We start from the raw sequence: 26,577 nt of genomic DNA on the forward strand, positions 1-26,577 counted from the left end.
CACTTCCAACACCAACAACAAAAATGATTCCGCCCGTTTATTCACATAAAATAAACGAAGACGAAACCCTATAAACCTTATTACATCAACGCTTTAACTACACTTATTCATCTACCCTTGACATCAACGCTACCACCTCAACATGCGCTGTGTGCGGGAACATGTCGACTGGTTGTACTTCTTTTGTTTTGTAGCCGCCGTCTTCAAGGATTCGAAGGTCGCGGGCAAGTGTTGCGGGGTTGCATGATACATAGACAACCTTCTTCGGCTTTTGTTCTAAGATGGTTGTTAAGAGTGCTTCGTCACAGCCTTTTCGTGGTGGGTCTACCATGAGTACGTCTGCTGTTTTGCCTTCTTTATACCAGCGAGGAATCACTTCTTCTGCTGGGCCTGCTTCAAAGTATGTGTTTGTAAAGCCGTTTAGTGCTGCGTTACGTTTGGCATCTTCAATCGCTTGTGGCACAATCTCAACACCCATCACGGATTTGGCTTGTTTTGCAAGGAATAACGAGATTGTTCCAATACCACAGTACGCATCAATTACCGTTTCATTACCTGTTAAGTCTGCGTAAGCTAATGCTTGTTTATACAGTACTTCTGTTTGGATTGGGTTCACTTGATAGAATGAGCGCGCTGAAATTTCAAAGCGGACATCTCCAATATAATCCTCAATTACTTCGTCGCCCCATAGAGGTAGTGTTTCGTTACCGAAAATCACATTCGTATCTTGTCCGTTCACATTTTGCATAATCGAGCGTACATTTGGTACAAGTGTACGAATCGTCTCAATGATGGCTTCTTTTTGCGCGAGTTTACGTTTTTTCGTTACGAGTACGACCATCACTTCATCCGTCGTACGTGCTTTACGAACGACCACATGGCGCAGTAAGCCTTGTTTTGTTTTTTCATCATAAGGTGTCAAGCCGAGCGCCCATAGTTTCGGTTTTAAGCCTTCTAAAATGGCATCTGCTTCAGCTGTTTGAATCAAGCAGCGATTCGTATCAACAATCGCATGTGACTTCGTTTTATAAAAACCAGCTACAGGTACTTCTCCCTCTAATCCGAATGGAATTTGCGCTTTATTACGATAATGCCATGGCTCTGTCATTCCTTTTACAGGGTGAACAGGTACATCGAGCTTACCGATTCGTTTCATCACATTTTCAACCATGTTTTGTTTCCACTTTAGTTGTCCTTCGTATGACAAGTGTTGTAGTTGGCAACCACCGCATTGATGAAAAATCGGACAGGGTGCTTCGACACGATCTGGTGATGGTTCGATGATGTCGATTATTTTCGCAAAACCATAATTTTTCAATGTTTTTAATACATGTACTTCGGCTGTTTCTTCTGGTAAACCACCTTGGATAAATAACGGGTAGCCGTCTACTTTTGCGACACCCGCACCGTCATGTGTTAAATCTTCTATATGAACCGTTAATCGGTCATTCTTCTTTACAGGTACAGTCATTGTTCACATTCGCAATCGAAAATTTATAAAATCTTATAATGTTACGTCTTTTCGATGTGCGTTCTCCTTTTTAACTTAGTTGTATCCAGTGATACAAAACGCCGTAACGAGCGTATGCACAGTTGCTTCATTCAATCTTATTATTGTACCACGAAACAAACAGGCAAAAAAGAAGGAATCGATTGAATCGACTCCCTCTTTCATATACGAACTATTCTTTTTCATCTCTTGTAGCTGGACCATCCATTTTTGCAATCCAGAAACTGATGATAATCGCTACGACTACAATCACAAATGGTGCATAGAATATTAAAAAGTTTTCCATTTGGAACACACTCCTTTAAGCGTGATGATCTTCTTTACCTTCTGTATAATTTTTATTGAAGACGAATAATTTTAAAATTAACCATAAGGCTGGTACGAGTAAACAAAGACCTAAAACGAATGTAACAACAAGCGCAATCGCCATTGTTTGGTTCGTGAATGAATCATATAGTGTGAGATGTGGATACATCAAGTACGGGTAATGGCTAATACCGTATGCGAAGAACGCAAGTAGGAATTGACCAATTACTAAACCGATCGCTAAACCAAACTTCATCTTTTTGAATAATAGATAGATTGTACCGATGAACATGAGCGCTGATAGTGCGAGTAGATACCATAGGTCTACCATACGATCATAGTGTTCTGGATTATGGCTTTTTAATTCAACCATAATACCGATTACTGAGATGACTAATGGGATTGCCCAAATTAACGCATATTTGCGTAGTAAGTCACGCGCTGCCATATCTTTTGCTTCATTCGCATACCATGTTAGGAATGTTGCAGAGATATACAGACAAGCTGAGATAGATAGTACAACGATACTCCACGTTAATGGGCTTGTGAATAATGCTTTATAATTCAATTCAGGTTGTCCATTTACAATATCAACAAATCCACCTTCTGAAATTGTTAATACGATTGATAGTGCTGCTGGCATTAAGACACCTGCAATACCGTACATCGTTGCATATCCTTTATGCCCTCTTGCACCGTATGCTTCAAATGCGTAATACGAACCCCGAATACATAAAAGAATTAAGATGATACTTCCTGGAATCAACATCGGTTGACCGAAGTAGACAGCTGTTTTCGGGAAGAATCCGATAATTCCAACGAAGAAGAATACGAAGAATACATTCGTTACTTCCCATACTGGTGATAAATAGCGTTGGATGATTTTAGACAGGATGTGTTGCTTCCCCGTCATAATTCCATGTGCGTTGAAGAATCCTGCACCGAAGTCAATTGAACCAACAAGGATATAACCGAATAGGAAGATCCAAAGTACCGTAATCCCTAAAATTTCGATGTTCATTTCGAATCCCCGCCTTTCATTTTACGATCCGCTAATTCACGTTCTACAGGGTTTGATTTAAACATTCTAACTAATACGACCACACTACCGATTCCAAGAATGACATATAGAATACCGAATAGAATCGCCATTAAGCCGACGTTTCCGCTCGTTGTTGCGGCATCTGCGACTTTCATATACTTCACAAGAATCCATGGTTGACGACCAACTTCTGCTAACCACCATCCTGCTTCAATTGCTAAGAATGTTAGTGGTCCACCAAGTACGATGAGCCAGCGGAACCATTTTGAATCAACGAATAACCATTTTCTAATTTTCGCAATGACATACACTAAACTTAATAGAATCATGAACACGCCAATTGTTACCATGAAGTCGAATAGATAGTGAATGTAAAGCGGTGGTGTTTCATCTTTCGGAAATGCATTTAGACCTGTTACTTCTGCGTTAAAGTTATTATGTGCAAGGAAACTTAACATTTTTGGAATACGAATTTCGTATTTAATTTGCTCTGTTTCTTCATTTAACACCCCAAAAAGTATGAGGTCGGCATCTTTTTCTGTTTCAAAATGCCATTCTGCTGCTGCTAATTTTTCTGGTTGGTATTCTGCTAAATATTTTGCTGAGAAGTCCCCGATAATGGCTGTTGCAATAGAGAATACTAAACCAACCTTCATAAATAAGAAAAGTGATTTCTTATAATAAGCATGTCTTGAACCGCGAATCATGCGATACGCTGCAATCGCTGCAAGTAAGAATGCTGATGTCATAAAGGCTGATACAAGTACATGCCCTACTTTTGTAGGCATAGATGGTGAGAACATCGCTACAATCGGTTGAATATTAGTTAACTGACCATCCTGAATATCAAATCCTTGAGGTGAGTTCATGAATGCATTTACGATTGTAATGAATACTGCTGACATTGCTGAACCAACTGCTACTGGAATTAATAATAAGAAATGTTTTTTCTGATTCTCAAATCGATCCCATGTGTACAAGTAAATTCCTAGGAAAATTGCTTCAAAGAAGAACGCAAATGTTTCCATGAAGAGTGGTAACGCAATAACATTACCTGCTACTTCCATAAAACTTGGCCATAAAAGTGATAGTTGTAAACCGAATGCGGTCCCTGTTACAACCCCAACTGCTACGGTAATTACATAGCCTCGCGCAATACGTCGTGCGAGTAAAATATAGTGTTCGTCGTTCTTTTTAATCCCAAGCCACTGTGCAATCATAATCATTAAGGGTACTCCGACACCGATTGTTGCATAGATAATGTGGAATGTTAACGTGAATTCCGTTAACAGACGACTGAAAAATACTGAACTTTCATTCACCATGTTGCTTAGCCTCCTTAGCTAAAAAATGTAACTAACTACAATTGATATGAGCATAATAATTGCTGCAATGCCACAAGTCCAAATTAGAATCCGTTCTTGCTTTTTGTACATAGGCTTCTCCCCTTCATACGCTTATTATACCCCTCTAAAACGCCTTTAAATCGCTAATTCTTGACAGAAATGCTACGTATTCATGTGAAAAGTGTGAGGAAAAATTGCCATTCATGTGACAGTGATGAATGTCACACAAATGCCCTTGATTTTTAAAATGACGCGTGATTTTTTATCGTGAAATATTAATGAAGTTATAAACAGACAATATAAAAAAGACGCATCTATTGCCCACTAAACCCCTTCTTATTTTTCTTACAAACTCATTTTCTGTTTAAATTCTATAGAACAATAAAAAGCTGTAGAAAACATTTATCTCAAAATGTTTCTACAGCTTCCATATTTCTAAACTTATTCTGCTTCTATACGATCTTCTGCACGAATATCTTCAATTGGTACAAATAATTCAATATGGCGTTTTAAATTTTTAAACACAGCTGGTGCATCTCCACCATATTCACCATCTAAATTCAATTGAATCTTATCCTCTGAATAAACTTTAACCTCTTTTGCTTTTGTATAAATCACATGTGAATCTTTTAAATGTTCACCGCGTACAGCAAGTGTAACAAGTTTAATAAAATCAGCGATATTGCATTTTTTTAAGATGAATACGGAGAATAACCCATCATTAATACTTGCATCTGGCGCTAACTTTTCAAATCCACCAACTGAATTCGTTAGACCGATTAAAAACATCATCGCTTCTTCTTCAAAAACTTCACCATCATATTCAATACGCATATTCGTTGCTTTAATCGATGGTAACATCTCAATACCTTTTAAATAATATGCAAGTTGACCTAAAACAGTTTTCAATTTACTTGGTACTTCATAGGTTAACTCTGTAATACGACCACCACCTGCAATATTAATAAAGTAGCGGTCATTTGCTAAGCCAACATCAACGGGTAATGTATCACCCTGTAAGATAATATCGACTGCTTTGTTAATGTCTCGTGGAATTCGGACAGCTCGAGCAAAATCATTCGTTGTTCCCATTGGAATCAAACCGATTTTCGGACGATTTTCAAACTCACTTACACCTGCAACGACTTCGTTCAATGTGCCGTCACCACCAACTGCTACGATTAACTCAAAATCTCTTTTAACCGCTTCTCTCGCTGCTACAGTCGCATCTCCTTCACAAGTTGTTGCATGACAAGAAGTTTCATAACCAGCAATTTCAAACTTCTCTAATACTTCTGGTAGATGTTTTTTAAAAGCTTCACGACCAGAAGTTGGATTATATATGATTCTTGCTCTTTTCATTCTTATACCTTCCTGCTTCTCAAAATTTTCCCTATTGCTAAAACGAATTCTCTCCTTAAGATGTTGCACTTTCCGTTCATTTTTTCCCTAAAATACATATTCCACTCTTTTCGAATGGAATATGAGTCGTTATATGAAATTAGATTACTTTTTCTAAAGCTTGTTTTTGACTTGCATACACCCAATGCCAAAATTGGTCGTTTGAAGCATTTTCCTCACCAATCATCGTATACATCTCTTTTTGAGCGGCATCGAATTCTTCTGATTCTTTTGGTGGTAATGCTTGACGACACTTCATTACGTAAGCTTGTAATTCCGGTGCGCGTGGTCCCCATGTTCCTAAAACTTCACCTTCTTCAGATAAGAAGATATAAATCGGAATAGCGCGTCCACCATTTGTTAGATAGCGATCAATCAAATCAAGGTTCTCGTCGCGTAACACAGCACGTACATCTAAGTCAGCGGCTTCTGCAATCTTGCGTAAGATGGCATTGTTAATCATCGCGTCCCCACACCAATCTTCTGTAATCACTAAGATATGTGGGCGCTTTGCTTTTAATGCTTCAATAAATGCTGAATCATCTGGTAATGTAAATCCATTATAAACACGATACGAATTATCCTTTAAAGTCGACATTTCGTCCATATATAAAGCAAGTGGTTTTCCTTCTTCAAAATACTGTTGTTCTGTTTTCATTCCATTCCCTCCTCGTTCTTTTTATTTCTTTTATGTCTTTATTGTAACAAATTCGTTTACTATTGACTATTTCCATATTTTTAACTAAACTGAATTTCTTATTCTTCTTACTGAAAGGACTTGATTTTATCCAAAAGTCACTCATCAAAAGCTATAATTTTTTATTATTTGGAATGCTCGCCCTCTTTATTCCGTTTCTTCCCGTTTTTATGAAAGCACAGGGAATGTCGGAAACAAAAGTAGGGCTTTTAATTAGTATAGGTAGTCTTATTACAATCATTGTGCAACCTACATTCGGTATGATTAGTGATCGTTTGAAAACGATTCGTAAAGTAATGCTCGTTTTAATTTTACTCACAACCATTAGTGGTTTTTTCTTATATCAAGCATCTAGCATGAGCTGGATCGTTATTTTTACGTTATTGGTGTATGCTTTTTTAATGCCTTTAGATCCACTTTGTGAATCATTAAGTTTTACAACAGCTGAAACATTAAAAATCTCCTATGGCTCTGTGCGCACATATGGCGCACTTGGTTATGCAGTTCTATCATTAATTGTCGGCTACATAATGGACTGGTTTGGTCTACATAGTATTTCTTATTTATTTGCTGTAGCTGGAATACTTGCCTTTCTATCTGTCTGGTTATTACGTGATGCACCACCAAGCCCTGTACCTGTAACGATTGAAGGTTTTAAAAAATTGATTTTAAATAAAGAAATTTTACTGTTTCTTCTATTAATATTAATCGCTTCTATCTCTGCACGTATGAATGATACATTTCTAGGTATTCACGTAATTACGTTGAATGGCGATAACAAACTTGTTGGGCTTGCGTTCTTTATCGCAGCGGCAAGTGAAATTGTCATCTTCGCTTTAAGCTTTATGTGGTTAAAGCCTGGGAAAGAATTATTACTCATCACGATTGCCATCTTCTTCTATGTAGTACGATTCTTCTTATCAGGAATTGTAGATAATCCTTATGCATTAATTGCTGTACAACTGCTACAGATGGTAACATTCCCAATCTTCTATACAGCGGCAATTCAGTACTTATATAAATTAGTACCACGCGAATGGCGTGCAACAGGACAAACTTTACTTGCACTCTTATTCTTTGGGTTTTCAGGTATGGTAGCATCCGCAATTGGTGGTTATGTGTATAATGTATTCGGCGGACACAACTTCTACTTCATGCTAACAGGTATCTCAGCAGTTGCTTTTTTATATGGAATTTTCCTATTAATTCGTCAAAAACGACAAACATCATAAAAAAAGACTTCGACATTTTTACGTGTCGAAGTCTTTTTCTATTAGCGATTGTGATTCCAAAAATCATCCATTGCGTGGTCCATATAGACCCAACCTTTCCAACCAATGTGTAGTGTGTCTGTGAACATGTAATTTTCATTTTCATGTTGTGACATATCTACATAAGCATAACCTGATTCACGCAAGAATTTATTCATTTTTGCGTAATAATCATCACGACGTTCTTTATCAAATTCTGCATAATCATACCACTTTCCATTCATTGGAATAGAAACAAACATTGGTTTTGCACCAACATCTTTAAAAGCATCCATAACTAATTTTAAATCTGCATACTCTGGTGAGTTGGTATATTCTTCGTCTTTTTTATAACCTTTTAATTCTTGTAGATTAGGCTTAACTTTTTTATCATAATAGCTTGTTTTAATACTATATTCATTATTCACACGCGGTTTACCGAATTCTTCTGCATTAGCAAGTTGTTGCTCAAATGTAAGACCTTTCACTAATGTGTCATCTGCTTTGAGATTACGTGGATTATGTCCAATAAATAGCGAATAATACAAATCTTTTTTATGTTGAATACTACGCGTCATACTTCCGAAAGCCATCGCTATTTTACCGACAATCGGATATTTTTTATGGTTGGATAACTCATATTCATACATGGTGCGTAATACTGTATCACGTTTAACTGTATCAAATGTTAGCAGACGCTTCATACCACGCTTTTTAATCTCTGAATCGATTTCTTTATTGAAAGCTAAATCATAAGATTGCAACATCGAGTAGTTCGGTGAAAAATGGAATTCATCTAATCCCTCTTTTACAAACCATTGTGGTGAAACAATGAATACAACTTTTTTGTCTTTTAAGTTTTTCTTCTGTTCCACAATATTTAAAAAGTGAACTAGACTTTGCATACCACCACGCCCTACAAGATACGTATCGTATGGTGCGTCAGTAGCTTTTGCATAATTGTACGGATGGAATGGATCAAATCGTACAAGTTCAGATGAACCTAAAATCGGCATCATATTATCTTGTTGTAACATACGCGATTGCATATATTTCCCTTGATAAACAAGTGGATTCATTTCTGTTTTTGCAGCATCTACTTGTTCATCTGAAATCATTTTTTCAAGCCATTTATTCGGAAAGAATAAGAAGACTAGAAAGAGTGCAACCGCAACAAACAGCGGTACAAACGTTACTTTTTTCATGCAAGCTCTTCTAATTGCATTACAATATTATTCGGTGTATTCCATTCTTCACGATTAAATACTGTAATTGGTACATTGATGCCTAATTCATCTTCGAATGCTACTAACAAGTTGATTGTACCGAATGAATCAAGTAAACCTTCTTGGAATAAATCTAAATCGCGCTCCTCTAAAACAACATCGTCCTCACAAACATCTGCAATAATTTGAATTACTTTTTCTTTATCCATTTTTAAAATCTCCCTTACGTATTAGAATAGTGCGCCTGAGAAAATATAGAAACCAAAACATACAAAATTGAATGTAATGAATACTGAAATCGCATGCGTCCACTTATTATTTTTCCAAAATTTCTTCTTCTTGTTCCATCGTTCGAATACATCGAAACAAATAATGAGCAATGCTTGATACAGACCATACACAATGTAGTGAAGCTCTAAGCCATGCCACGCACCCATTAATAAGAACAATAAGAAGTAACCGATATACGATACTGTATAACGATTTTTAATCCAACGGTTTTTCATCATCCAAAATACAAAGCGCATGTATACGTAGTCACGGAACCAGAATGACAGGCTCATGTGCCAACGTTCCCAGAACTCTTTAATATTTCGGCTAATGAATGGTAAGTTGAAGTTTTTAGGTGTACGAATCCCCATTAGATAACTGACACCAATCGCAAAACAACTATACCCAGCAAAATCAAAGAATAAATACAGACTATATACATACATGTACGCTAGATGCCCTCCAAAAGAATCTAGAACACCGTATGTACGATCCGGTAAGAACACTAAGATTTTGTTATAAAGTAAAAAGGCTAAAATAAATTTATAAAGGAAACCTAAGAAAATCTTATTAATCCCTTTATAAACTAGCTCTCGGTATTCCTCTTTCGTTGGTACTTTTTTAAAATCACGATCAAATCGTTTCCAACGGTCGATTGGACCAGATGAAACAGTCGGGAAGAATAGTAGGAAATAAACCAATTCTGTAATTGGAATATCCTTCTTCATCATGCCGTCTCGTGTTTCCATAATCATTTGTACCGCTCTAAATGTAATATATGAGATACCTAAGAATCCGAAGATGTGTAAATTAAAGAACGGTAAAACTTTTACAAGAACTAACGGTAAAATCGCTAGTAATACACCAATGACAAAAACGGCTGTATGGTTTTTATTTTTACGATACGAATGGTAACCCTTAATTAATAACACTTGGAAAAGTGTAAATAATAAAATCGAAATGGTTGCCTTCCAATTAATCGTATAATTCCCCATATCTAAACCGAAAATCAATGCTAACATAACAACTGTAATAAACAGATTATATTTTCGAGATGATTTTCCTAAGAAACCAAGAATAATCGTTGGTAACAGCGCAATTGCTGTAATTAAGAAGAATAGAAAATCACTATATGGAATCATAAGCCTACTTCAACCGCCAATCTTTTACGGTCTACTTTACCATTCATATTGAGTGGTAGTGAGTCTAAATAGACAAACTTTTTCGGAACCATATAGTTTGGAATGGCTTTTAACAGCTTTTCCTTTAAATTCTTTGTTACTTTAAATGGCTTCTCAGTCATTTCATTGTGCAATGCAACACATGCTGTAAGTGCAGTTACTTCTTCTCCTGATTTAACAGGTAACACGACACACGCACCGACCTCGTCTAAAGCTTCAATTTGCTTTTCGATTTCCTCAATCTCCATACGATAACCATGTAATTTAATTTGGAAGTCCGAACGCCCTGCATAGAAAATATGTCCATCTTGGATATATCCTAAGTCGCCTGCCTTATAAACACGTTCGCCTTCATGCGTTTTGAAAACTTTATTCGTCTGTTCTTCTGCATACAGGTAACCTGATGTACTTACAGTTGGTCCAAAGATGACAAGTTCACCCTTTTCTCCATCTGTTACTTCTTCCATTTGTTCATTCATGATTTTTAAAACCCCTGTATCGACTGGCGCAATTGGTAAGTGTTCATATGTCTTAATCATATCATCTGTTACTTCAACAGCTGTCACAGCTACTGTTGTCTCTGTTGGACCATACAAATTATAGATTGTCGCTTTTTTGAATCGTTGTTTTAATTCTTTAACAACTTGTAACGGTAGTACCTCTCCACAGAACAAGAATGTTTGTAAATCAGGCATTTGTTCATCGTTCCACTCTGGATTCATTAAACAAATCTTCGCGAATGAGGGTGTAGATGTCCATACATTAATTGAGGAATCATGTAATTCTTCAAATAATAAACCAGCATTTTCAATTTGAGATTTTGTTATCGCATGTAACTCTCTTCCACCTGTTAAGGCTGGATATAAGTCCATTACGGATAAGTCGAAGGAGTAAGGTGCTTGATTTAAATACACACCATTTGGAAGCGAGCAAGCTTCGTTAATCCATGCAACAAAATGTCGTAAATTTGATTCAGAGATTTGTACGCCTTTTGGCTTTCCTGTACTACCTGATGTATAGATGATATAAAATACTTCATCTTCGCTAACCCATGTAGTTGGATTGTTTTGAGCTCCTTCTCCCTTTACAATCAAATCATTAGCTGCTTGTTGTTGCACAGCAATTTCTAAATCGAATTGCTCCGTTGTGATCATAAATGAAGATTTCGATGCCTCAACGATATGTGTAATTCGTTCTGAAGGAATCGAAATATCGAGTGGGATATATGGGTGACCTGCTTTTACAACTCCTAAAAATGCGATAATTTGTTTAGGAGACATATGTCCGTAAACTGTAATCGGGCTATTTTTAGGCAAATTCATTTTTTTTATGGTATGCGCCAATGCATTTGATTGTTCCCAAAGTTCACCGTAGGTAACGGTTTGACCTGCTGATCGGTACGCTACTTTTTCTGGATGTTCCTTTGCAACAGATGCAATTTGTTGTAGCACATTCATAATATGCACTTCCTTTCACTAAAACTCGGTATATATAAATGGACCCGCGCTCATATCATGGAAACCGTAAATTAATACAAGTAACACCATAATGGCAAAATAAAAGAACGTTTGACCAATTGCTCGCGGAACACTCATTTTTTCTTCTTCTTTTTTTTCTTTATTTACCATTTGTACGCTCCTTTCCACCTTTTATTCTAACGATTTAAGCTTTAAAAAGTTTCATTTTCTTCGCTAAATATAACATTTATTACACCAATATAAATTTTATATTACAAAAAGGGCAAATGATAGTGGAAAATAGTCACAAATCTTTTCCATACTTTATTACCTCATTTAAAGTAAATGCTTATTAAAAAAATAAAAAAGACGTTCAATGGTATCAAACGAACCATGAACGACTTTTTCAACTTATTAACGTTTGTTAATTTCTTCAATTAGTAATTTATTTACCATTTGAGGGTTAGCTTGACCGCGTGATGCTTTCATGATTTGACCTACTAGGAAACCAATCGCACGATCTTTACCATTTTTAAAGTCTTCAATTGATTGTGGATTATTATCTAGGACTTCTGTCACCATTGCTAATAAAGCACCTTCATCAGAGATCTGTACTAAACCTTTTGCCTTAACGATTTCTTCTGCGTTACCACCGTTTTCAACAAGCTCTTTGAAAACTTTCTTCGCAATCTTAGAAGAAATAGTATCTGCAGAGATTAATTTAATCATACTTGCAAGACCTTCTGGTGTTAAGGCTGTATCGGCTAATTCTTTTTGCTCTGCATTTAAGTAAGCATTTACTTCACCCATTAACCAGTTTGATGCTAGTTTTGCATCTGCACCAGCTGCAACAGTCGCTTCAAAGAAATCAGCTGTTTCTTTTGATAAAGTTAATACGTGCGCGTCATAGGCTGGGATGCCCATCTCTGCTACATAACGTTCTTTACGAGCATCAGGTAATTCTGGAATCATTGCTTTTTCGCGCTCTAACCATGCGTCATCAATTACGATGTCTACTAAGTCAGGCTCTGGGAAGTAACGGTAATCATCTGTACCTTCTTTTACACGCATTAATACAGTTTTACTTGTTTTCTCGTCGAAACGACGTGTTTCTTGCTTGATTTCGCCGCCTGCTTTTAGTACAGCTTCTTGGCGCTGTGCTTCATACTCAATCCCTTTACGAACGAAGTTGAATGAGTTTAAGTTTTTAAGCTCTGTACGTGTACCGAATTCTTCTTGACCGTAAGGACGGATTGAGATGTTCGCGTCACAACGTAGAGAACCTTCCTCCATACGAACGTCTGAAACGCCTGTATATTGGATAATCGCTTTTAGTTTTTCAAGGTACGCATATGCTTCCTCTGGTGTACGAATATCTGGCTCAGAAACGATTTCAACAAGTGGAGTTCCTTGACGGTTATAATCCACTAATGAAGCGTTCGTACCATGTGTTAATTTACCCGCATCTTCTTCCATATGAATACGTGTAATACCGATACGTTTCTTTTCGCCATTTACTTCGATTTCAATCCAACCGTTTTCACCAATTGGTTTATCAAATTGTGAAATTTGATATGCTTTTGGGTTATCAGGGTAGAAGTAGTTTTTACGGTCGAACTTTGTATGTTGGTTAATATCCATGTTTAGCGCAAGAGCTACACGCATTGCATAGTTCACAACTTCTTTATTCACAACAGGTAATACGCCAGGATATCCTAAGTCGATTACTGATGTATTTGTATTGGGTTCAGAACCAAATTTGTTTGGAGATGGTGAGAAAATTTTTGAGTTGGTTTTTAACTCAACGTGTACTTCTAAACCGACAACTGTTTCAAAATTTGTCATGTTATTTTACCTCCCAAGTTTGAGGTGTTTTTGTATGGAAATCTGTTACGCGTTCGAATGCATCTGCAACACGGTAAACAGTTCCTTCTTCGAAATAGTTACCAATGATTTGTAAACCAACAGGAAGATCACCGTCAAAACCACATGGAATTGAGATAGCTGGAACACCTGCTAAGTTAATTGGAACCGTTAAAATATCATTCGCATAAACAGTCATTGGATCTTCGATATTTTCGCCTAGCTTGAATGCAGTTGTTGGTGTTGTAGGTCCAACAATGACATCATACGATTTGAATACTTCATCAAAGTCTTGTTTGATTAATGTACGAACTTGTTGTGCTTTTTTATAGTAAGCATCATACGTACCAGCTGATAATGAGTAAGTTCCTAACATAATACGGCGTTTTACTTCATCACCAAAACCTTGCGCACGTGTTTGTAAGTATAAATCTTCTAAGTTATCTGCTTCTGCACGGAAACCATAACGGATACCGTCAAAACGGGATAGGTTAGATGAAGCTTCAGAAGAAGAAAGGATATAGTAAGCTGCTAAAGCATATTTAGAATGTGGAAGTGATACTTCGTCTACAGTAGCGCCAAGTTCTTTTAACTTGTCGATCGCTGCTTGTACTTGTGCTTTCACACCAGCAGAAACACCTTCACCTAAATATTCTTTTGGAACTGCTACTTTAAGACCTTTAATATCGCCTGTTAATTGTGCAGCGAAATCAGGTACTTCTACGTTTGCAGAAGTTGAGTCATTTGCATCAACGCCTGAAATCGCTTCTAATAATAATGCGTTATCACGCACGTTGCGTGTAATTGGTCCAATTTGATCTAAAGAAGATGCAAACGCTACTAAACCGTAACGAGATACGCGACCATATGTAGGTTTCATACCTACTACACCACAGAATGCTGCTGGTTGACGGATTGAACCACCTGTATCAGAACCTAATGTGAATGGTACTTCGCCTGCTGCTACTGCTGCTGCTGAACCACCTGAAGAACCACCAGGTACATGATTGAAATTCCAAGGATTGTGAACAGGTTTGATGCTTGAGTTTTCGTTTGCAGAACCCATCGCAAATTCATCCATGTTAACTTTACCAACCGTAATCATGCCTGCATCACGTAATTTTTGTACAACTGTTGCATCATAAATTGGGTTGAATCCTTCTAAAATTTTTGAAGCACAAGTTGTTTCAAGTCCTTCAGTTACAATGTTGTCCTTTACACCGATTGGTAAACCAAATAGTGGTCCACGTTCTTCGAAAGGTACTTTGTCCATCTCAGCTGCTTGTGCAGTAGCTGCTTCTTTGTTTAGTGCTAAAAACGCACCTACTTCGCCATCAAGTGCTTCGATACGAGCAAATGCTTCTGCTGTTAAGTCTGCAATTGTTACTTCTTTGTTTTTTAGAAGTTCTTGCATCTCAGCAGATGTATGTTTAAACAATGACATCCGTATTGTTCCTCCTTCAATTAATTTATTCAGACATAATTGGTGGTACTTTAACTAGTCCATCTTGTTGTTCCTTGACGTTTTTCATCATCAAATCACGCGATAAACCTTCTGCTGCCACATCTTCACGAAATACGTTTACAAGCGGTAGAACATGCGTTGTTGGTTCTACATTCGTTGTATCTAATTCGTTCAATTGTGCCGCAAAATCAGTAATTGCAGCGAGTTGACTTGCGAATTTTTCCGCTTCTTCTTCTGTGATTGCAAGACGAGCCAATTTTGCTACGTGTTTCACTTCTTCTACTGAAAGTTTTGCCATTTGTTACACCTCCAAATTCGATAACCATACCTATGATAATATCATTTCTTTCATACAGTAAGCAAGATACTTTTATGTAGTAAAGCGCTCGTAACATCTTGAAAATAAAGGGTTTTCTAAAAGTTTTGAGTTTGTTCACAGCTTAACATCGGTTTTAGTACATGAAAAAACGTAAGTGATGGATGTCGCATCACTTACGTTTTTTTATTCGTTATAAAGATGGACAAATGTTTCGGATTCGCCACTCTTTTTAACAATCAATGCCTCCGGTCCATTTACAGACGTAATACTTACTTCTACTTTTAAATCTTTTGGGAATTGCTTCACGACTTCAGAAGCTGCATATTGTGTAAAACCTGTAATTTCTGAAGAACCATAAAACTTAATTGGAATTTTGATTTTTAAACTCTGCATACGATCTTGTGTATAGTAACCTGTACCAATGATATTCGCTGAGTTTGTAAAGTACGAATCAATTTTCTCTTTGAATGTGATGAAGTTGTCATTTACTTCACGGTACTTATCTTCAGGGTTTGACATTGGGAACTGTAAATACTTTTCGCTAACATTTTTCCAATCGTTAATTGTTGACTTACCTTCGCCTACTTCTGCATAGGCAATATACGTTCCTGGTACAATATCTCCCCGTGCAGATTGTTTATACAGTCCAATCGTAATAGGTATATTGGCTAAACCATCTATATCTCGTAGACGCTTTACAACTTTTGCAGCAATTTTTTTACCTTCTGCATTTAATGTAGCATCTGGAATCGGCTCATCATACGTTGCGCCATAATCTTCCTTTTGATAGTAGTAAACTGAATTTAACGCTAAACCAATTGAAATACCTGCTAATTTCACTTTATTCGAACCCGATTGTTTTAAATAATCTTGTTCGATAATGTGTGCTAAGTAAACAGGAGCTTTTTTTGCACGCTCTGTTGGACTCATACCTTTATCGCTTGGATTTAGACCTTCAGCTGATTGATTTCTACGCGCCAACCACGATTGTACGGTTTCTTTATCTAAATATTGTCCTTCTTGGAAGAAGTATTCGTCTGGGTCATATACATTACGCGAGATACGTGTTAATCCTTGTTCTGCTTCTTGAATATCATAGTTTGAATAGATATTCGATACAATGAGACCACGACTTGCACTTTCTTTATAAGGTAATAATGTACGATAGTATTTTCCTTCTGTAACTGTATTCGGCACAATCGTTGATTGACTATCATCTTTGTCTTGTGTTACAACTTTCTTCTCTTCTTTTGAAAGAGGACTTGTACATCCAGCTAATAAAGCAGCAGCTAGTATCGCAGGAATTAAGCGGCGTTTTTTCATCATTTCCTAAAACTCCTTCATTTAAGATAATTCTTCTATGAGACGTTCCTCATTCCACACTTCAATTCCGAGTTGTTCAGCTTTTGTTAATTTAGAGCCCGCATCCTCACCTGCAATGACAAGGTCTGTTTTCTTACTCACACTCCCTGTCACTTTGCCGCCAAGCTCTTCAATTTTCTTTTGAGCTTCTGAGCGATTTAATTGTGAAAGCTTACCTGTTAATACAATCGTCTTTCCATTAAATACACTATCAATTTCTTCGGTATTGATTTTCTTACCAGTATAATATACATTGACGCCTAATTGGCGTAAACGTTCGATTAATTCACGAACTTCTTCTTTTTCAAAATACGTGACAATAGAATCAGCCATCTTATCACCAATCTCAAACACTGCTGTCAACTGCTCCACTGTCGCATCCATTAACGCATCAATTGATTCAAATTCCTCTGCTAACAGGCGTGCTGCTTTTGCACCTACGTGACGAATTCCTAAACCAAATAATAATCGTTCTAGTGAGTTTTTCTTAGAAGCTTCAATTGCATCTAATAAATTTTGTGCAGATTTTTCACCCATTCGTTCAAGGGCAATTAATTCTTCCTTATTTAATGTATATAAGTCTGAAACGTCTTTCACAAGTCCTTCGCGTAGTAGCTGACTAACTACACGTTCACCGATACCCTCAATATTCATCGCGTTACGTGAAACGAAGTGCGATAATCCCTCTGCGACTTGTGCAAAACAACTTGGATTTACACAACGGAGCGCAACTTCATCATCAATACGTACTAATTCACTGCCACAAGCTGGGCAGTGCGTCGGCATTGTAAAAGGCTCTAGTCCTTCAGGTCGTTGGTCGAATAATACTTGTTTTACTTCTGGAATAATATCACCAGCTTTACGAATAATGACCGCATCACCAATACGAATATCTTTTTCGCGAATGATGTTTTCATTATGTAGCGTTGCACGCTGGACAGTTGTTCCAGCAACTTGAACAGGTTCTAAAATCGCAGTTGGTGTAACAACACCTGTACGTCCAACTGTTAAGTCAATATCCAAAACTTTCGTCATGACTTCTTCAGCGGGGAATTTGTAAGCGATTGACCAACGCGGTGCTTTCACTGTATTCCCAAGCTCTTGTTGCTGGTCATAGCGATCTACCTTTACTACAATCCCATCAATTTCATAAATTAAGTTTGGTCTTTTTTCTGTCCATTCTTGAATGTATGCAAATACTTCTTCAATTGTTTGGCATTTTTTACGTTCGTGGTTCGTAGTGAAACCAAGTTGATCTAAATAATCTAGTGCATCACTATGACTTGCGAGACCATAATCTTCACCACTACCACCAATAGCATAGATGAATGTTGAAAGATTACGCTTTGCTGCAATTTTCGGGTCAAGCTGGCGTAAAGAACCCGCAGCTGCATTACGTGGGTTCGCGAACAGTTCTTCCCCCTGTTCAGCACGTACTTTATTTAAATTTGTGAATGACTTCTTCGGCATATAACATTCGCCGCGCACTTCAATTGTCACAGGTTCTTTTAAGCGAAGAGGAATCGAATGCACTGTTTTTAAATTCTCTGTAATATCTTCACCTACAAAACCATTTCCACGTGTTGCACCACGAACAAATAGACCATTGTCATACATTAGCGAGATGGCTAAACCATCTATTTTTAATTCACATACATAAGAGAAATTATCGCCAATCGATTGGCGAACACGCTCATCAAAGCTTTTTAAATCAGCTTCACTGAACGCATTCCCTAGACTAAGCATCGGATAACGATGTTCTACTTTATTAAATCCTTTTAAAATCTCGCCACCGACACGTTGGGTTGGAGAATCTGGATAAATCAAATCCGGATATTCTTGTTCAATCGCAAGTAATTCATGTAGCATCTTATCATATACATGATCAGGTACAGTCGGTTGGTCTAATACATAATAAGCATGTCCGTATTCATGTAATAACCGATTATATTCTGCGACTTTCTGTTCCAGTTCTTTTCTGTCCATTCTTTTTCCTCCATCTATTTCAGACTATACTTTTTCAATTGGTGCAAATTTCGCAAGTAAACGCTTGATGCCTGTTGGACTTGGGAAAGCAATATCGAGTTCCATTCCTTCACCCTCACCTTTAACACTTACTACTGTACCAATACCCCATTTTTTGTGTGACGCCTTATCTCCAGCAGCCCATGTTACTTTATCGCCACCAGATTCTTTATAATTCGTTGTTGTTTTTAATTTTGTTCCTGTATTCATTGGCTTGCGATAGCCAGATGACTGACGACGTGGTTCTCTTGAAGTTGCTTGATAACCGAAGCTTGTAGAAGCAATCTCCTCTAAAATCGCAGAATCAATCTCTTGAATAAAACGCGATGGACTATTAAAGCTACTACGTCCGAATAATGTACGTGTTTGCGCACATGTAATAATTAGCTGCTGCTCCGCTCGCGTAATGCCAAATGGTGATAGGTAACCCTTTGATATGATCTCCAGGTTTTCCCCCACCCCACACCGTGCTTGCGAGTTTCCCCGCACACGGCGCTCCATCTAATCATCAATAGTCAAATTCGCATTATTTTAATACTTCATAACCACATAATTTTCTATATTTGTTCAATTGTTTTAAATTAATATAGGCAGGTAAATCTTTTAACTTCAAATTCACATCATGTACGAATTTATGCGATGTTTTACTCAACATTATGAGATTACTATAATTATCCGTACCACCTAGACTTAACGGTATTTTATGATGTATATGAATTTCTTGTGGATCCATATATAGATATTCTTTATCTAAAATCGGATCTTTTTTTTGTTGATTCAAGAGACTTGGGATATAAATAATGTTACTACTATTTTTCCCTGTTTTTGTTCGATTTTCAAAGAAATAGTCCAACCATTCAAGTGCCTTATATCTCGTTTGATTCGGTTCCCATAGTTTGTGTACTTCATACATATAATCTGCTGTACTTTTCACACTATGTTGTCTCATTTCCCACAGATTAAGTAGTTGTCCATTTATGATAAAGCTAACATGAGGATTTCGAACTTTATCAATTTTTACTTTTTGTCGACTTCTACACATCTTTTTTATAAGCAATAAATGTATTCTACTTATTAGCCATGTTAAATTCGTACAGATATTGTAATAATTAAATATTCCTCTTATATATACGATGAAGTAATCCAAATTGCCTTTCCATAAACACCATTCAAGCCTAAGTTTAGTTTCTCTCCAAAGTTTCTTTTGGTCTTTTACCGAAATGATAAATGAATTTTGTTTGGTACTGTATGTTTTTCGATATTTATATCCTAAGAACTTCAGTTGTGCATCACCATGAATTGGTATTAACTTTGTTTTATCACGATTTATTTCTAATTCGTTTTCTTTACACCAATCTTCTAGCATCATTATTGCATCGTATATATCATATTTCCCTTTGCTAATTAATACAAAGTCATCTGCGTATCGAATAATTTTTACTACTCTACGATGTTTCAACCAATTAAAGTAAAATTCACGTCCACGTTTGTAATTTTTACCATGGTTTTTATGAATATTGGGGTTTTGGATAATTTGACGACCATTTTCTCGCTCAAAATCATTTATTTTATGAAGGCGAAGCTCAAAATCATGAAACATAACGTTGGCGAGTATTGGTCCTAAAATTGTTCCTTGTCTTAATCCAACTCCATTATATTTTTCTTTTGGTTGTATCAGGTCAATCCACATTAATCGCTTTATACATTTTAGAAATGCTAAGTCATGTATATTGTGGTTTAACTTTAACTTATCAAGTACTTTATCAATTTTTACAGTATCAAAGTATTCTTTCAAGTCGCAATCGTATATATGACCTTCATTATTATATTGTAAAGTAGTTGCGATATAGGACATACACTCTTGAGCATTACGATTTTTCCTAAATCCAAAACTTTCAGGATTAAATTGTGCTTCAAGAATAGGTTCAAGGATATTTTTAACACATTGTTGTGCAATCCTATCATATAAATTGGTTATGCCTAAAGATCGCATTTTTCCATTGCTTTTCGATATCATTACATTTCTTGCTTTACCTCGTTTTGAACCAAATAATCGATTTTTGATTTCCTTTATAACATCTTCAATATCTAATTTCATAATGTCATTAAAGGTTATACCATCTGGACCTGCTGTTTTCTTGCCTTTATTACTACCTATAATTTTAATTGAACAAATAATATTTCTTTCATCAATGACATATTGCCACAAGTGGTTAAATCGTGTTTTAGTTAATGCTTTATCAAATAATATTTGTTCGACATCATTAATACCATATCGCCAAATATCCTTGTCTTTGACCTTCATATTCATCGCCTTCTTTCCACATGGGATAGCGATTACTATTGATGTTAGACTTGGGGCCTTCCCTCCACTTCCATTACAGAAGCTTCTGCAGTACTATGCCCCTACTGACTCCCCTATTCATGCTCTTTCATGCAATTTGCAATCCCCAAGCAATTACTAAACGTTAGGGGTCTCAAACGTTCCGATATTATTAGGTGTATAACTGTACTTAGGTTCCACCTTTATCCCGACTATATCTTTCCAGTAGAACAACCCGTTAGTTCTATCCATCAGAATTCCATACGATAAACCTTTTGGAATATAGTTAATTAGACAATATTTCTATCGCCCGCTCTACGAGACGTACATTCAGTGGTTCGTCATTAGCTATCTAAATCCTAACCATATACAGTTCCCAGCCCGCACCATGTTCACAGTATGTTTAACCTTTCCTCAGCTTGACCTGTTAGGGCTACTTAATGCGTCTTCACCCAACTTCACACAATCTGTTACCAGTATTGCATGTGGGAGTATTAGCTTCCATCTAGTCACGGAGATTATTTGGGTTCTCCGCCGTGGTGTCATAATATCAGTTGTTGCTAGTAAAATTTTTACTAACCCTGCCAATCCTTCACGATTTACGCGATTTCTGACAAACGTTTCATACCATACGCTAAACGTCTTTCCTCTTCCATCTCATCATCATCTTGTAATGAACGCGAGTGTGGGAAGACATTTTCTTCCATACCGATAATGAAAACTACTGGGAACTCTAGACCTTTAGCTGAGTGCATCGTCATTAAGATGACACCTGTTCCTTGTTGTTCTTCTTCCTTACCTAGTGAATCAATATCTGCAATTAATGCAAGGTCTGTTAGGAATGCAACAAGTGATTTATCTTCACTTTGTTGTTCAAATGCTTGTGTTACCGATAAAAATTCATTGATGTTCTCTAAACGGCTTTGTGCTTCAATCGTCTTATCACTCTTTAACATCTCGCGATAACCCGAGCGCTCTAAAATTTCTTCAACTAATTCTGTGACAGACATATATTCTTGCATTTGCGTTAGATTTTGAATCATTGAGTGGAAGTGAATCGCAGCATTTGTCGCCTTCCCTGATAGTCCCATAAAGTCGACTTCTGCTAGTGCATCGAAAATCGAACGATCTGCTTCTAATGCATTCACTGCAATACGGTCAAATGATGTCGCACCAATACCACGCTTCGGCTCATTAATAATACGCGCTAATGATAAGTCATCATCATTATTTGCAATGAGGCGTAAATAAGCTAGTAAATCTTTAATCTCTTTACGATCATAGAATTTTGTACCACCCACAATCGTATAGCTCATATTCGATTTTACAAGCATTTCTTCCATAACACGTGATTGTGCATTCGTACGATAAAGAATCGCAAAATCTTCTGGCTTACGATTATTCATAAGCATTTGCTCTTGAATCGTTTTGACAACGAACTGCGCTTCTGCTTTTTCATCATATGCGCGGAACACCGCAATTTTTTCGCCCTCTTCATTATCAGTTCGTAACTCTTTTTTTATGCGGCTTGTATTATTTTGAATCACATCATTTGCTGCTTTTAAAATCGTTTTAGTTGAACGATAATTTTGTTCTAACATAATTGTTCTAGCGGTTGGGTAGTCTTTTTCGAATGATAGAATGTTTTGAATATCAGCTCCGCGCCAACGATAAATCGATTGGTCTGAGTCCCCTACCACACAAATATTTTCATGTTGTCTTGCTAATAACTTAACCAACGTATATTGTGTATGGTTCGTATCCTGATATTCGTCTACGTGGATATATTGGAAGCGTTGTTGATAATACTCAAGTACATCTGGTACTTCTTTAAATAATCGAATGGTCATCATAATTAAATCATCGAAATCCAGTGATTGATTTTTGCGTAGACGATGTTGATAGTTCTCATATACTTTCGCTACAGCTTGGTCGTATGGATTATTTGCGTCAGCTTGTTGTGAAAAATCACTTGATGTAATACCTTCATTCTTTGCTGAGCTAATCGCATTTAAAAGTGAACGTGGCTCATGTTGTTTCGGGTCCATATTCAATTCTTTTAATGCGTTTTTAATAACAGAAAGTTGATCTGTTGTATCTAAAATCGAAAAGTTTTTATTATAACCAATTCGATCAATATCACGACGTAAAATACGTACACACATCGAGTGGAAAGTTGAAACCCACATGCGATCGCCTGTACCGTTACCTAAAATACCATCAATTCGTTCGCGCATTTCACGTGCTGCTTTATTCGTAAATGTGATAGCTAAAATATTTGACGGTTTAATCATCTTTTCAATTACCAAGTAAGCAATACGATGTGTTAATACACGCGTCTTACCAGAACCGGCTCCCGCCATGATTAGTAAAGGTCCTTCTGTAGCTTGAACAGCTTCAGCTTGTTGTTCGTTCATACCTTTTAATAAATTTTTTGTTAGTTGATTCATCATGCACCATCCTTCTACAAACATTTGTTCTTAAATTATATCGTACCTTTTACGGCTTTAACAGTTTTTAAAGCCTTTTTTAAATCTGTATAAATAATATTCCCTACAACGACTGTATCTGCAAATTGCGCCATCTTTTGTGCTTGTTCTGGCTCCGAAATGCCACCACCATAAAACAGTTGTGTCTGTTCTAATTCATGGGATACAGCTTCTACTACTTCCTCTGAGCCATACATACCGCTATATTCTAAATAAAGAATTGGTAATTTAAAATAATGTTCTGCCATACGTGCATAGGCTACAACATCTTCGAGTGATAAGTCTGTTTTTGCAGTTGTTAAGGTTGCTGCTTTACAGTCTGGATTCAAAATAACATAGCCCTCAGCAACAAGTTCACCCCAGTTCATCAGCTCACCAAACTCTTTAATAGCCTCATGATGTAAATCTTTCACCCACTCTGTTTTTGTACTATTAAGTACCGTTGGAATGAAGAAATAATCGTAACCTAGTGTGACCGATTCAATTGTAGAAACTTCTAAAATAACAGGTACTGAATAACGACGTACACGCGCGAGTAAGTCCAGTACACCATCCTCTGTTACATCATCTGAGCCGCCTACCAAAATACCATCTGTACCTGATTCACAAATTTTTTCTAAATGTTCATCTGAAATTTCTTTCGCAGGATCCAATTTAAAAACATGCTGCCAACTTTTAAATTCCATGACCTTACCACCTATTCTCTCTATTCTTATCATTAGTATACTAAAACTCACATGAAAATGAAGGGATTCAATAAAAATGAGAAATCGCTCGAAACTGCGATTTCTCATTTTGTCTTGTCAAAACACATCTTCATATTGTTTTAACATTTTCTGTTCTTTTCAAGCTGAAAGCCTATTTACGAGATGCGTCAAATGGTTGTTCATCTGGATATAAACGTCCAAGCATCTCATCATACGTATCATTTCCATAGTCGAAACAACGACGTACGCGTGAAATTGTTGCTGTAGATGCGCCTGTTTCGTTTTTGATTGTTTCATATGTTTTTTTCAAGCGTAATAAGTGCGCTACTTCAAAACGTTGCGCAAGTGATTGAATCTCACTCATTGTGCATAAATCATCAAAAAACTTATAGCACTCGTCTAAATCTTTTAGTTCTAATACAGCTTTAAATAATTGGTCTGTTTGATGACCCTTAATTTTTTCAATTTGCATCGTAAACGAAGGCCCCCTTCCACTTCTATTCTATAATTGCATCGTTTTCTTTACAATTCTATTTTAACACCAGAACTGCTTAGAAAAAAGTATTAACACTTTCATTCTGTAAATCATTAAAGTATTTTATCGCATTACAGATGGGAAGAGTACGCGTTTTTTCAAAACGTCGAAAATACCGCGTTGTGTTACACGAATATATGGTAAATGTGTTGATTGTAAAAATAACAGTGTATAGATGGCATCACCATGATGGAAACCACGCTCTTTTAACGCTTCTTTTAGTGCTTTTTCTTGTTCAATAATTTCTTCAACTGGTTGTTTTGACACATATCCACCCATTGTTAGTGGGATAGAAGCTAGCACTTTATGATCATCAATTAAGACGATTCCGCCACCCATTTTTTTCATTTCGTTGAAAGCTTGGTGCATCGCATGAATATCTTTACCAATTAAAATAATATCGCCCGTACAAGAGTACGACGTCGCAAAGCCTTGTAATGAGCTAGCAAAACCTTTAATAAGTGTATTTACACGCCATTTACCTTCTCGGTCAACAAGCATTAAATAACATTCATCATGGTCGTAACTTAATGTACCTTCATTAGTATGCAAGTTCGTGCTATACAACTTCGTAATGACATCGTTCACCATCTCAATTCCAAATGGCATTGAGAATTGGAAGTCGTCATCTGTCAATTCAACTGGCATTGAAAACTTATTAAAATCGCCCCAATCAATATCTTCCATTGTATGAACGCGTTCATTTGAGCGCTTCAGCCATACACCTTTTGATAATACATCTGTTGGTGTTGGATGGTATTCATCTTCTAAAATATTTAATGTAGCAAAGCGACCTGTCGCAATTAGACCATGTGAATGTGTCACATCGTAGTAGTTCGCAATATTATAAGATGCCATTTGATATGCATCAATTGGTTCTACGCCTGCATCGAGTGCCACTTGAATACATTGATCCATCAAGCCTTTTTCATAAAAGCTTGGTGTTGCACCGTCTGTTGTCATCATTAAGTGTTCAAAAATTTTCAGTTTTCGTTCCACAATTCCCTTTAATAAATCAGGAAGATCTGGACGAATCGATGAATAACGTAATGTCACTGCATAGCCATGAAGAATACGTTCTTCTACTTCTTCTACTGTCATCGCTTCATGGTCACCATCTGCACCGAATAATTTTAAACGAGCTAATGTACGTGAAGAAGCACCTGGTAGATGTGTTTCAATCTTTTTATGATGCGCACGCGTTCCTTGTAGCCAGTATAATAGTTGGTCATCTCCAGCTAGTAATCGTGGCCAAGCTGTTAATTCGCCGCCCATCAATACATCTTGACGCTCTCCCCATTCCATTAATGAAGCTGACGTAAAGAGATTGTGTTCACGTAGCAATTCTGTTTGTGAATCGTAACGCATCCACCAATAAAAGTGGAATGGTCGTTCTTTTAATGCATCCATAATACGAAATGCTTCTTCATTTTTTAATGATAAAAATAATGTTAAATTATCTGAAAGAAATGTCGTTGTTCCTGTCTGTCCTGCATAGTCTGCTAATGTTAATGGGTTATAGAGTTGATATGGATGAACATGTGGCTCAATGTAACCCGGTACAACTGTTTTACCTGCTGCATCCACGATTTCTGTGCCTTCCATCTTCGGTGGCATTTTAGGCCCTGCATATACAATACGCTCTCCTAAAATCCAAATATTTCCCTCTACCCAATCTTTATAAATACTGTGCAAATAGCGAGCATTCGTAATCACCATTGAAGGAGATTTCTTTCCATCAATGACTGCGACTTGTTCGCGTATGTCATGTATTTTCCAATTTATGTGCTTCATAACTCAAAC

21 protein-coding genes and 2 pseudogenes are annotated in these 26,577 nt (G+C 36.8%); 1 reads left to right on the forward strand and 22 read right to left on the reverse strand.

What is annotated here, in order from left to right:
* Nucleotides 1-103: 103 nt before the first annotated feature.
* The 6 genes from rlmD to MHB75_RS10380 form a co-directional block, all read right to left on the reverse strand.
* Nucleotides 104-1,471: a 23S rRNA (uracil(1939)-C(5))-methyltransferase RlmD gene (gene rlmD / locus MHB75_RS10360; RefSeq protein WP_340997557.1), complete on the reverse strand. Its 1,368-nt coding sequence runs from the start codon at nt 1,469-1,471 to the stop codon at nt 104-106.
* A 211-nt stretch (nt 1,472-1,682) separates the two neighbouring features.
* Nucleotides 1,683-1,796, reverse strand: a complete 114-nt coding sequence (cydS, locus tag MHB75_RS15115) for a cytochrome bd oxidase small subunit CydS (protein ID WP_373863126.1) — start codon at nt 1,794-1,796, stop codon at nt 1,683-1,685.
* Between the two features lie 15 nt (nt 1,797-1,811).
* The gene (locus MHB75_RS10365) at nt 1,812-2,837 is read right to left on the reverse strand and encodes a cytochrome d ubiquinol oxidase subunit II (protein ID WP_340997558.1); all 1,026 of its coding nucleotides are present in this window, start codon (nt 2,835-2,837) and stop codon (nt 1,812-1,814) included.
* Nucleotides 2,834-4,183, reverse strand: coding sequence for a cytochrome ubiquinol oxidase subunit I (locus tag MHB75_RS10370; RefSeq protein WP_141274286.1), 1,350 nt, complete (start codon nt 4,181-4,183; stop codon nt 2,834-2,836). Before MHB75_RS10370 ends, MHB75_RS10365 begins: the two co-directional genes overlap by 4 nt.
* Nucleotides 4,184-4,645: 462 nt before the next feature.
* On the reverse strand, nt 4,646-5,566 hold the full coding sequence (locus MHB75_RS10375; RefSeq protein WP_340997560.1) for a diacylglycerol kinase: 921 nt from the start codon (nt 5,564-5,566) through the stop codon (nt 4,646-4,648).
* 139 nt (nt 5,567-5,705) lie between these two features.
* Entirely contained in the window at nt 5,706-6,263 is a 558-nt protein-coding gene (locus tag MHB75_RS10380) for a thioredoxin family protein (protein WP_141274288.1), read from the reverse strand.
* Between the two features lie 143 nt (nt 6,264-6,406).
* Between MHB75_RS10380 and MHB75_RS10385 the strand changes: the two genes are divergently transcribed.
* Nucleotides 6,407-7,534 (forward strand): MFS transporter, encoded by a 1,128-nt coding sequence (locus MHB75_RS10385; RefSeq protein WP_255314766.1) that lies wholly within the window; start codon nt 6,407-6,409, stop codon nt 7,532-7,534.
* A 41-nt stretch (nt 7,535-7,575) separates the two neighbouring features.
* On the opposite strand, the gene dltD is transcribed toward MHB75_RS10385, so the two are convergent.
* From dltD to MHB75_RS10465, 16 genes and pseudogenes are all read right to left on the reverse strand, one after another.
* Nucleotides 7,576-8,757, reverse strand: coding sequence for a D-alanyl-lipoteichoic acid biosynthesis protein DltD (gene dltD / locus MHB75_RS10390; RefSeq protein WP_340997562.1), 1,182 nt, complete (start codon nt 8,755-8,757; stop codon nt 7,576-7,578).
* A complete protein-coding gene (dltC, locus tag MHB75_RS10395) occupies nt 8,754-8,987 on the reverse strand; it encodes a D-alanine--poly(phosphoribitol) ligase subunit DltC (protein ID WP_087682254.1) in 234 nt (77 codons plus the stop codon). Before dltC ends, dltD begins: the two co-directional genes overlap by 4 nt.
* A gap of 21 nt (nt 8,988-9,008) precedes the next feature.
* Nucleotides 9,009-10,190 carry a D-alanyl-lipoteichoic acid biosynthesis protein DltB gene (gene dltB / locus MHB75_RS10400; protein WP_141274290.1) on the reverse strand — a complete coding sequence of 394 codons (1,182 nt, stop codon included), beginning with the start codon at nt 10,188-10,190 and terminating at the stop codon, nt 9,009-9,011.
* Nucleotides 10,187-11,686, reverse strand: coding sequence for a D-alanine--poly(phosphoribitol) ligase subunit DltA (dltA, locus tag MHB75_RS10405; protein WP_255314765.1), 1,500 nt, complete (start codon nt 11,684-11,686; stop codon nt 10,187-10,189). The genes dltB and dltA overlap by 4 nt, the downstream gene beginning before the upstream one ends.
* A gap of 18 nt (nt 11,687-11,704) precedes the next feature.
* Nucleotides 11,705-11,857, reverse strand: a complete 153-nt coding sequence (locus MHB75_RS10410; protein WP_231726972.1) for a teichoic acid D-Ala incorporation-associated protein DltX — start codon at nt 11,855-11,857, stop codon at nt 11,705-11,707.
* Between the two features lie 243 nt (nt 11,858-12,100).
* Nucleotides 12,101-13,531, reverse strand: coding sequence for an Asp-tRNA(Asn)/Glu-tRNA(Gln) amidotransferase subunit GatB (gene gatB, locus MHB75_RS10415; protein WP_340997568.1), 1,431 nt, complete (start codon nt 13,529-13,531; stop codon nt 12,101-12,103).
* Nucleotide 13,532: 1 nt separating this feature from the next.
* Nucleotides 13,533-14,993 carry an Asp-tRNA(Asn)/Glu-tRNA(Gln) amidotransferase subunit GatA gene (gene gatA / locus MHB75_RS10420; protein ID WP_141274292.1) on the reverse strand — a complete coding sequence of 487 codons (1,461 nt, stop codon included), beginning with the start codon at nt 14,991-14,993 and terminating at the stop codon, nt 13,533-13,535.
* Nucleotides 14,994-15,018: 25 nt separating this feature from the next.
* The gene (gene gatC, locus MHB75_RS10425) at nt 15,019-15,312 is read right to left on the reverse strand and encodes an Asp-tRNA(Asn)/Glu-tRNA(Gln) amidotransferase subunit GatC (protein ID WP_141274293.1); all 294 of its coding nucleotides are present in this window, start codon (nt 15,310-15,312) and stop codon (nt 15,019-15,021) included.
* Nucleotides 15,313-15,516: 204 nt separating this feature from the next.
* On the reverse strand, nt 15,517-16,659 hold the full coding sequence (locus MHB75_RS10430) for a CamS family sex pheromone protein (RefSeq protein WP_340997572.1): 1,143 nt from the start codon (nt 16,657-16,659) through the stop codon (nt 15,517-15,519).
* Between the two features lie 18 nt (nt 16,660-16,677).
* On the reverse strand, nt 16,678-18,681 hold the full coding sequence (gene ligA / locus MHB75_RS10435; RefSeq protein ID WP_141274294.1) for an NAD-dependent DNA ligase LigA: 2,004 nt from the start codon (nt 18,679-18,681) through the stop codon (nt 16,678-16,680).
* Nucleotides 18,682-18,705: 24 nt separating this feature from the next.
* Nucleotides 18,706-19,143, reverse strand: a pseudogene (locus tag MHB75_RS10440) (ATP-dependent DNA helicase PcrA); the annotation flags it as partial.
* Between the two features lie 103 nt (nt 19,144-19,246).
* Complete coding sequence (locus MHB75_RS10445; RefSeq protein ID WP_340997574.1) at nt 19,247-21,025, reverse strand: reverse transcriptase domain-containing protein; 1,779 nt, start codon at nt 21,023-21,025, stop codon at nt 19,247-19,249.
* Nucleotides 21,026-21,651: 626 nt separating this feature from the next.
* Nucleotides 21,652-23,493, reverse strand: a pseudogene (gene pcrA / locus MHB75_RS10450) (DNA helicase PcrA); the annotation flags it as partial.
* A 35-nt stretch (nt 23,494-23,528) separates the two neighbouring features.
* On the reverse strand, nt 23,529-24,218 hold the full coding sequence (locus tag MHB75_RS10455) for a heptaprenylglyceryl phosphate synthase (RefSeq protein ID WP_340997575.1): 690 nt from the start codon (nt 24,216-24,218) through the stop codon (nt 23,529-23,531).
* A gap of 172 nt (nt 24,219-24,390) precedes the next feature.
* Nucleotides 24,391-24,711, reverse strand: a complete 321-nt coding sequence (locus MHB75_RS10460) for a YerC/YecD family TrpR-related protein (RefSeq protein WP_068450765.1) — start codon at nt 24,709-24,711, stop codon at nt 24,391-24,393.
* A 126-nt stretch (nt 24,712-24,837) separates the two neighbouring features.
* Nucleotides 24,838-26,568 carry an adenine deaminase C-terminal domain-containing protein gene (locus tag MHB75_RS10465; protein WP_141274298.1) on the reverse strand — a complete coding sequence of 577 codons (1,731 nt, stop codon included), beginning with the start codon at nt 26,566-26,568 and terminating at the stop codon, nt 24,838-24,840.
* Nucleotides 26,569-26,577: the final 9 nt, after the last annotated feature.

This window comes from Kurthia sp. FSL E2-0154, from assembly GCF_038003625.1.
GTDB classification, from domain to species: Bacteria; Bacillota; Bacilli; order Bacillales_A; family Planococcaceae; genus Kurthia; species Kurthia gibsonii.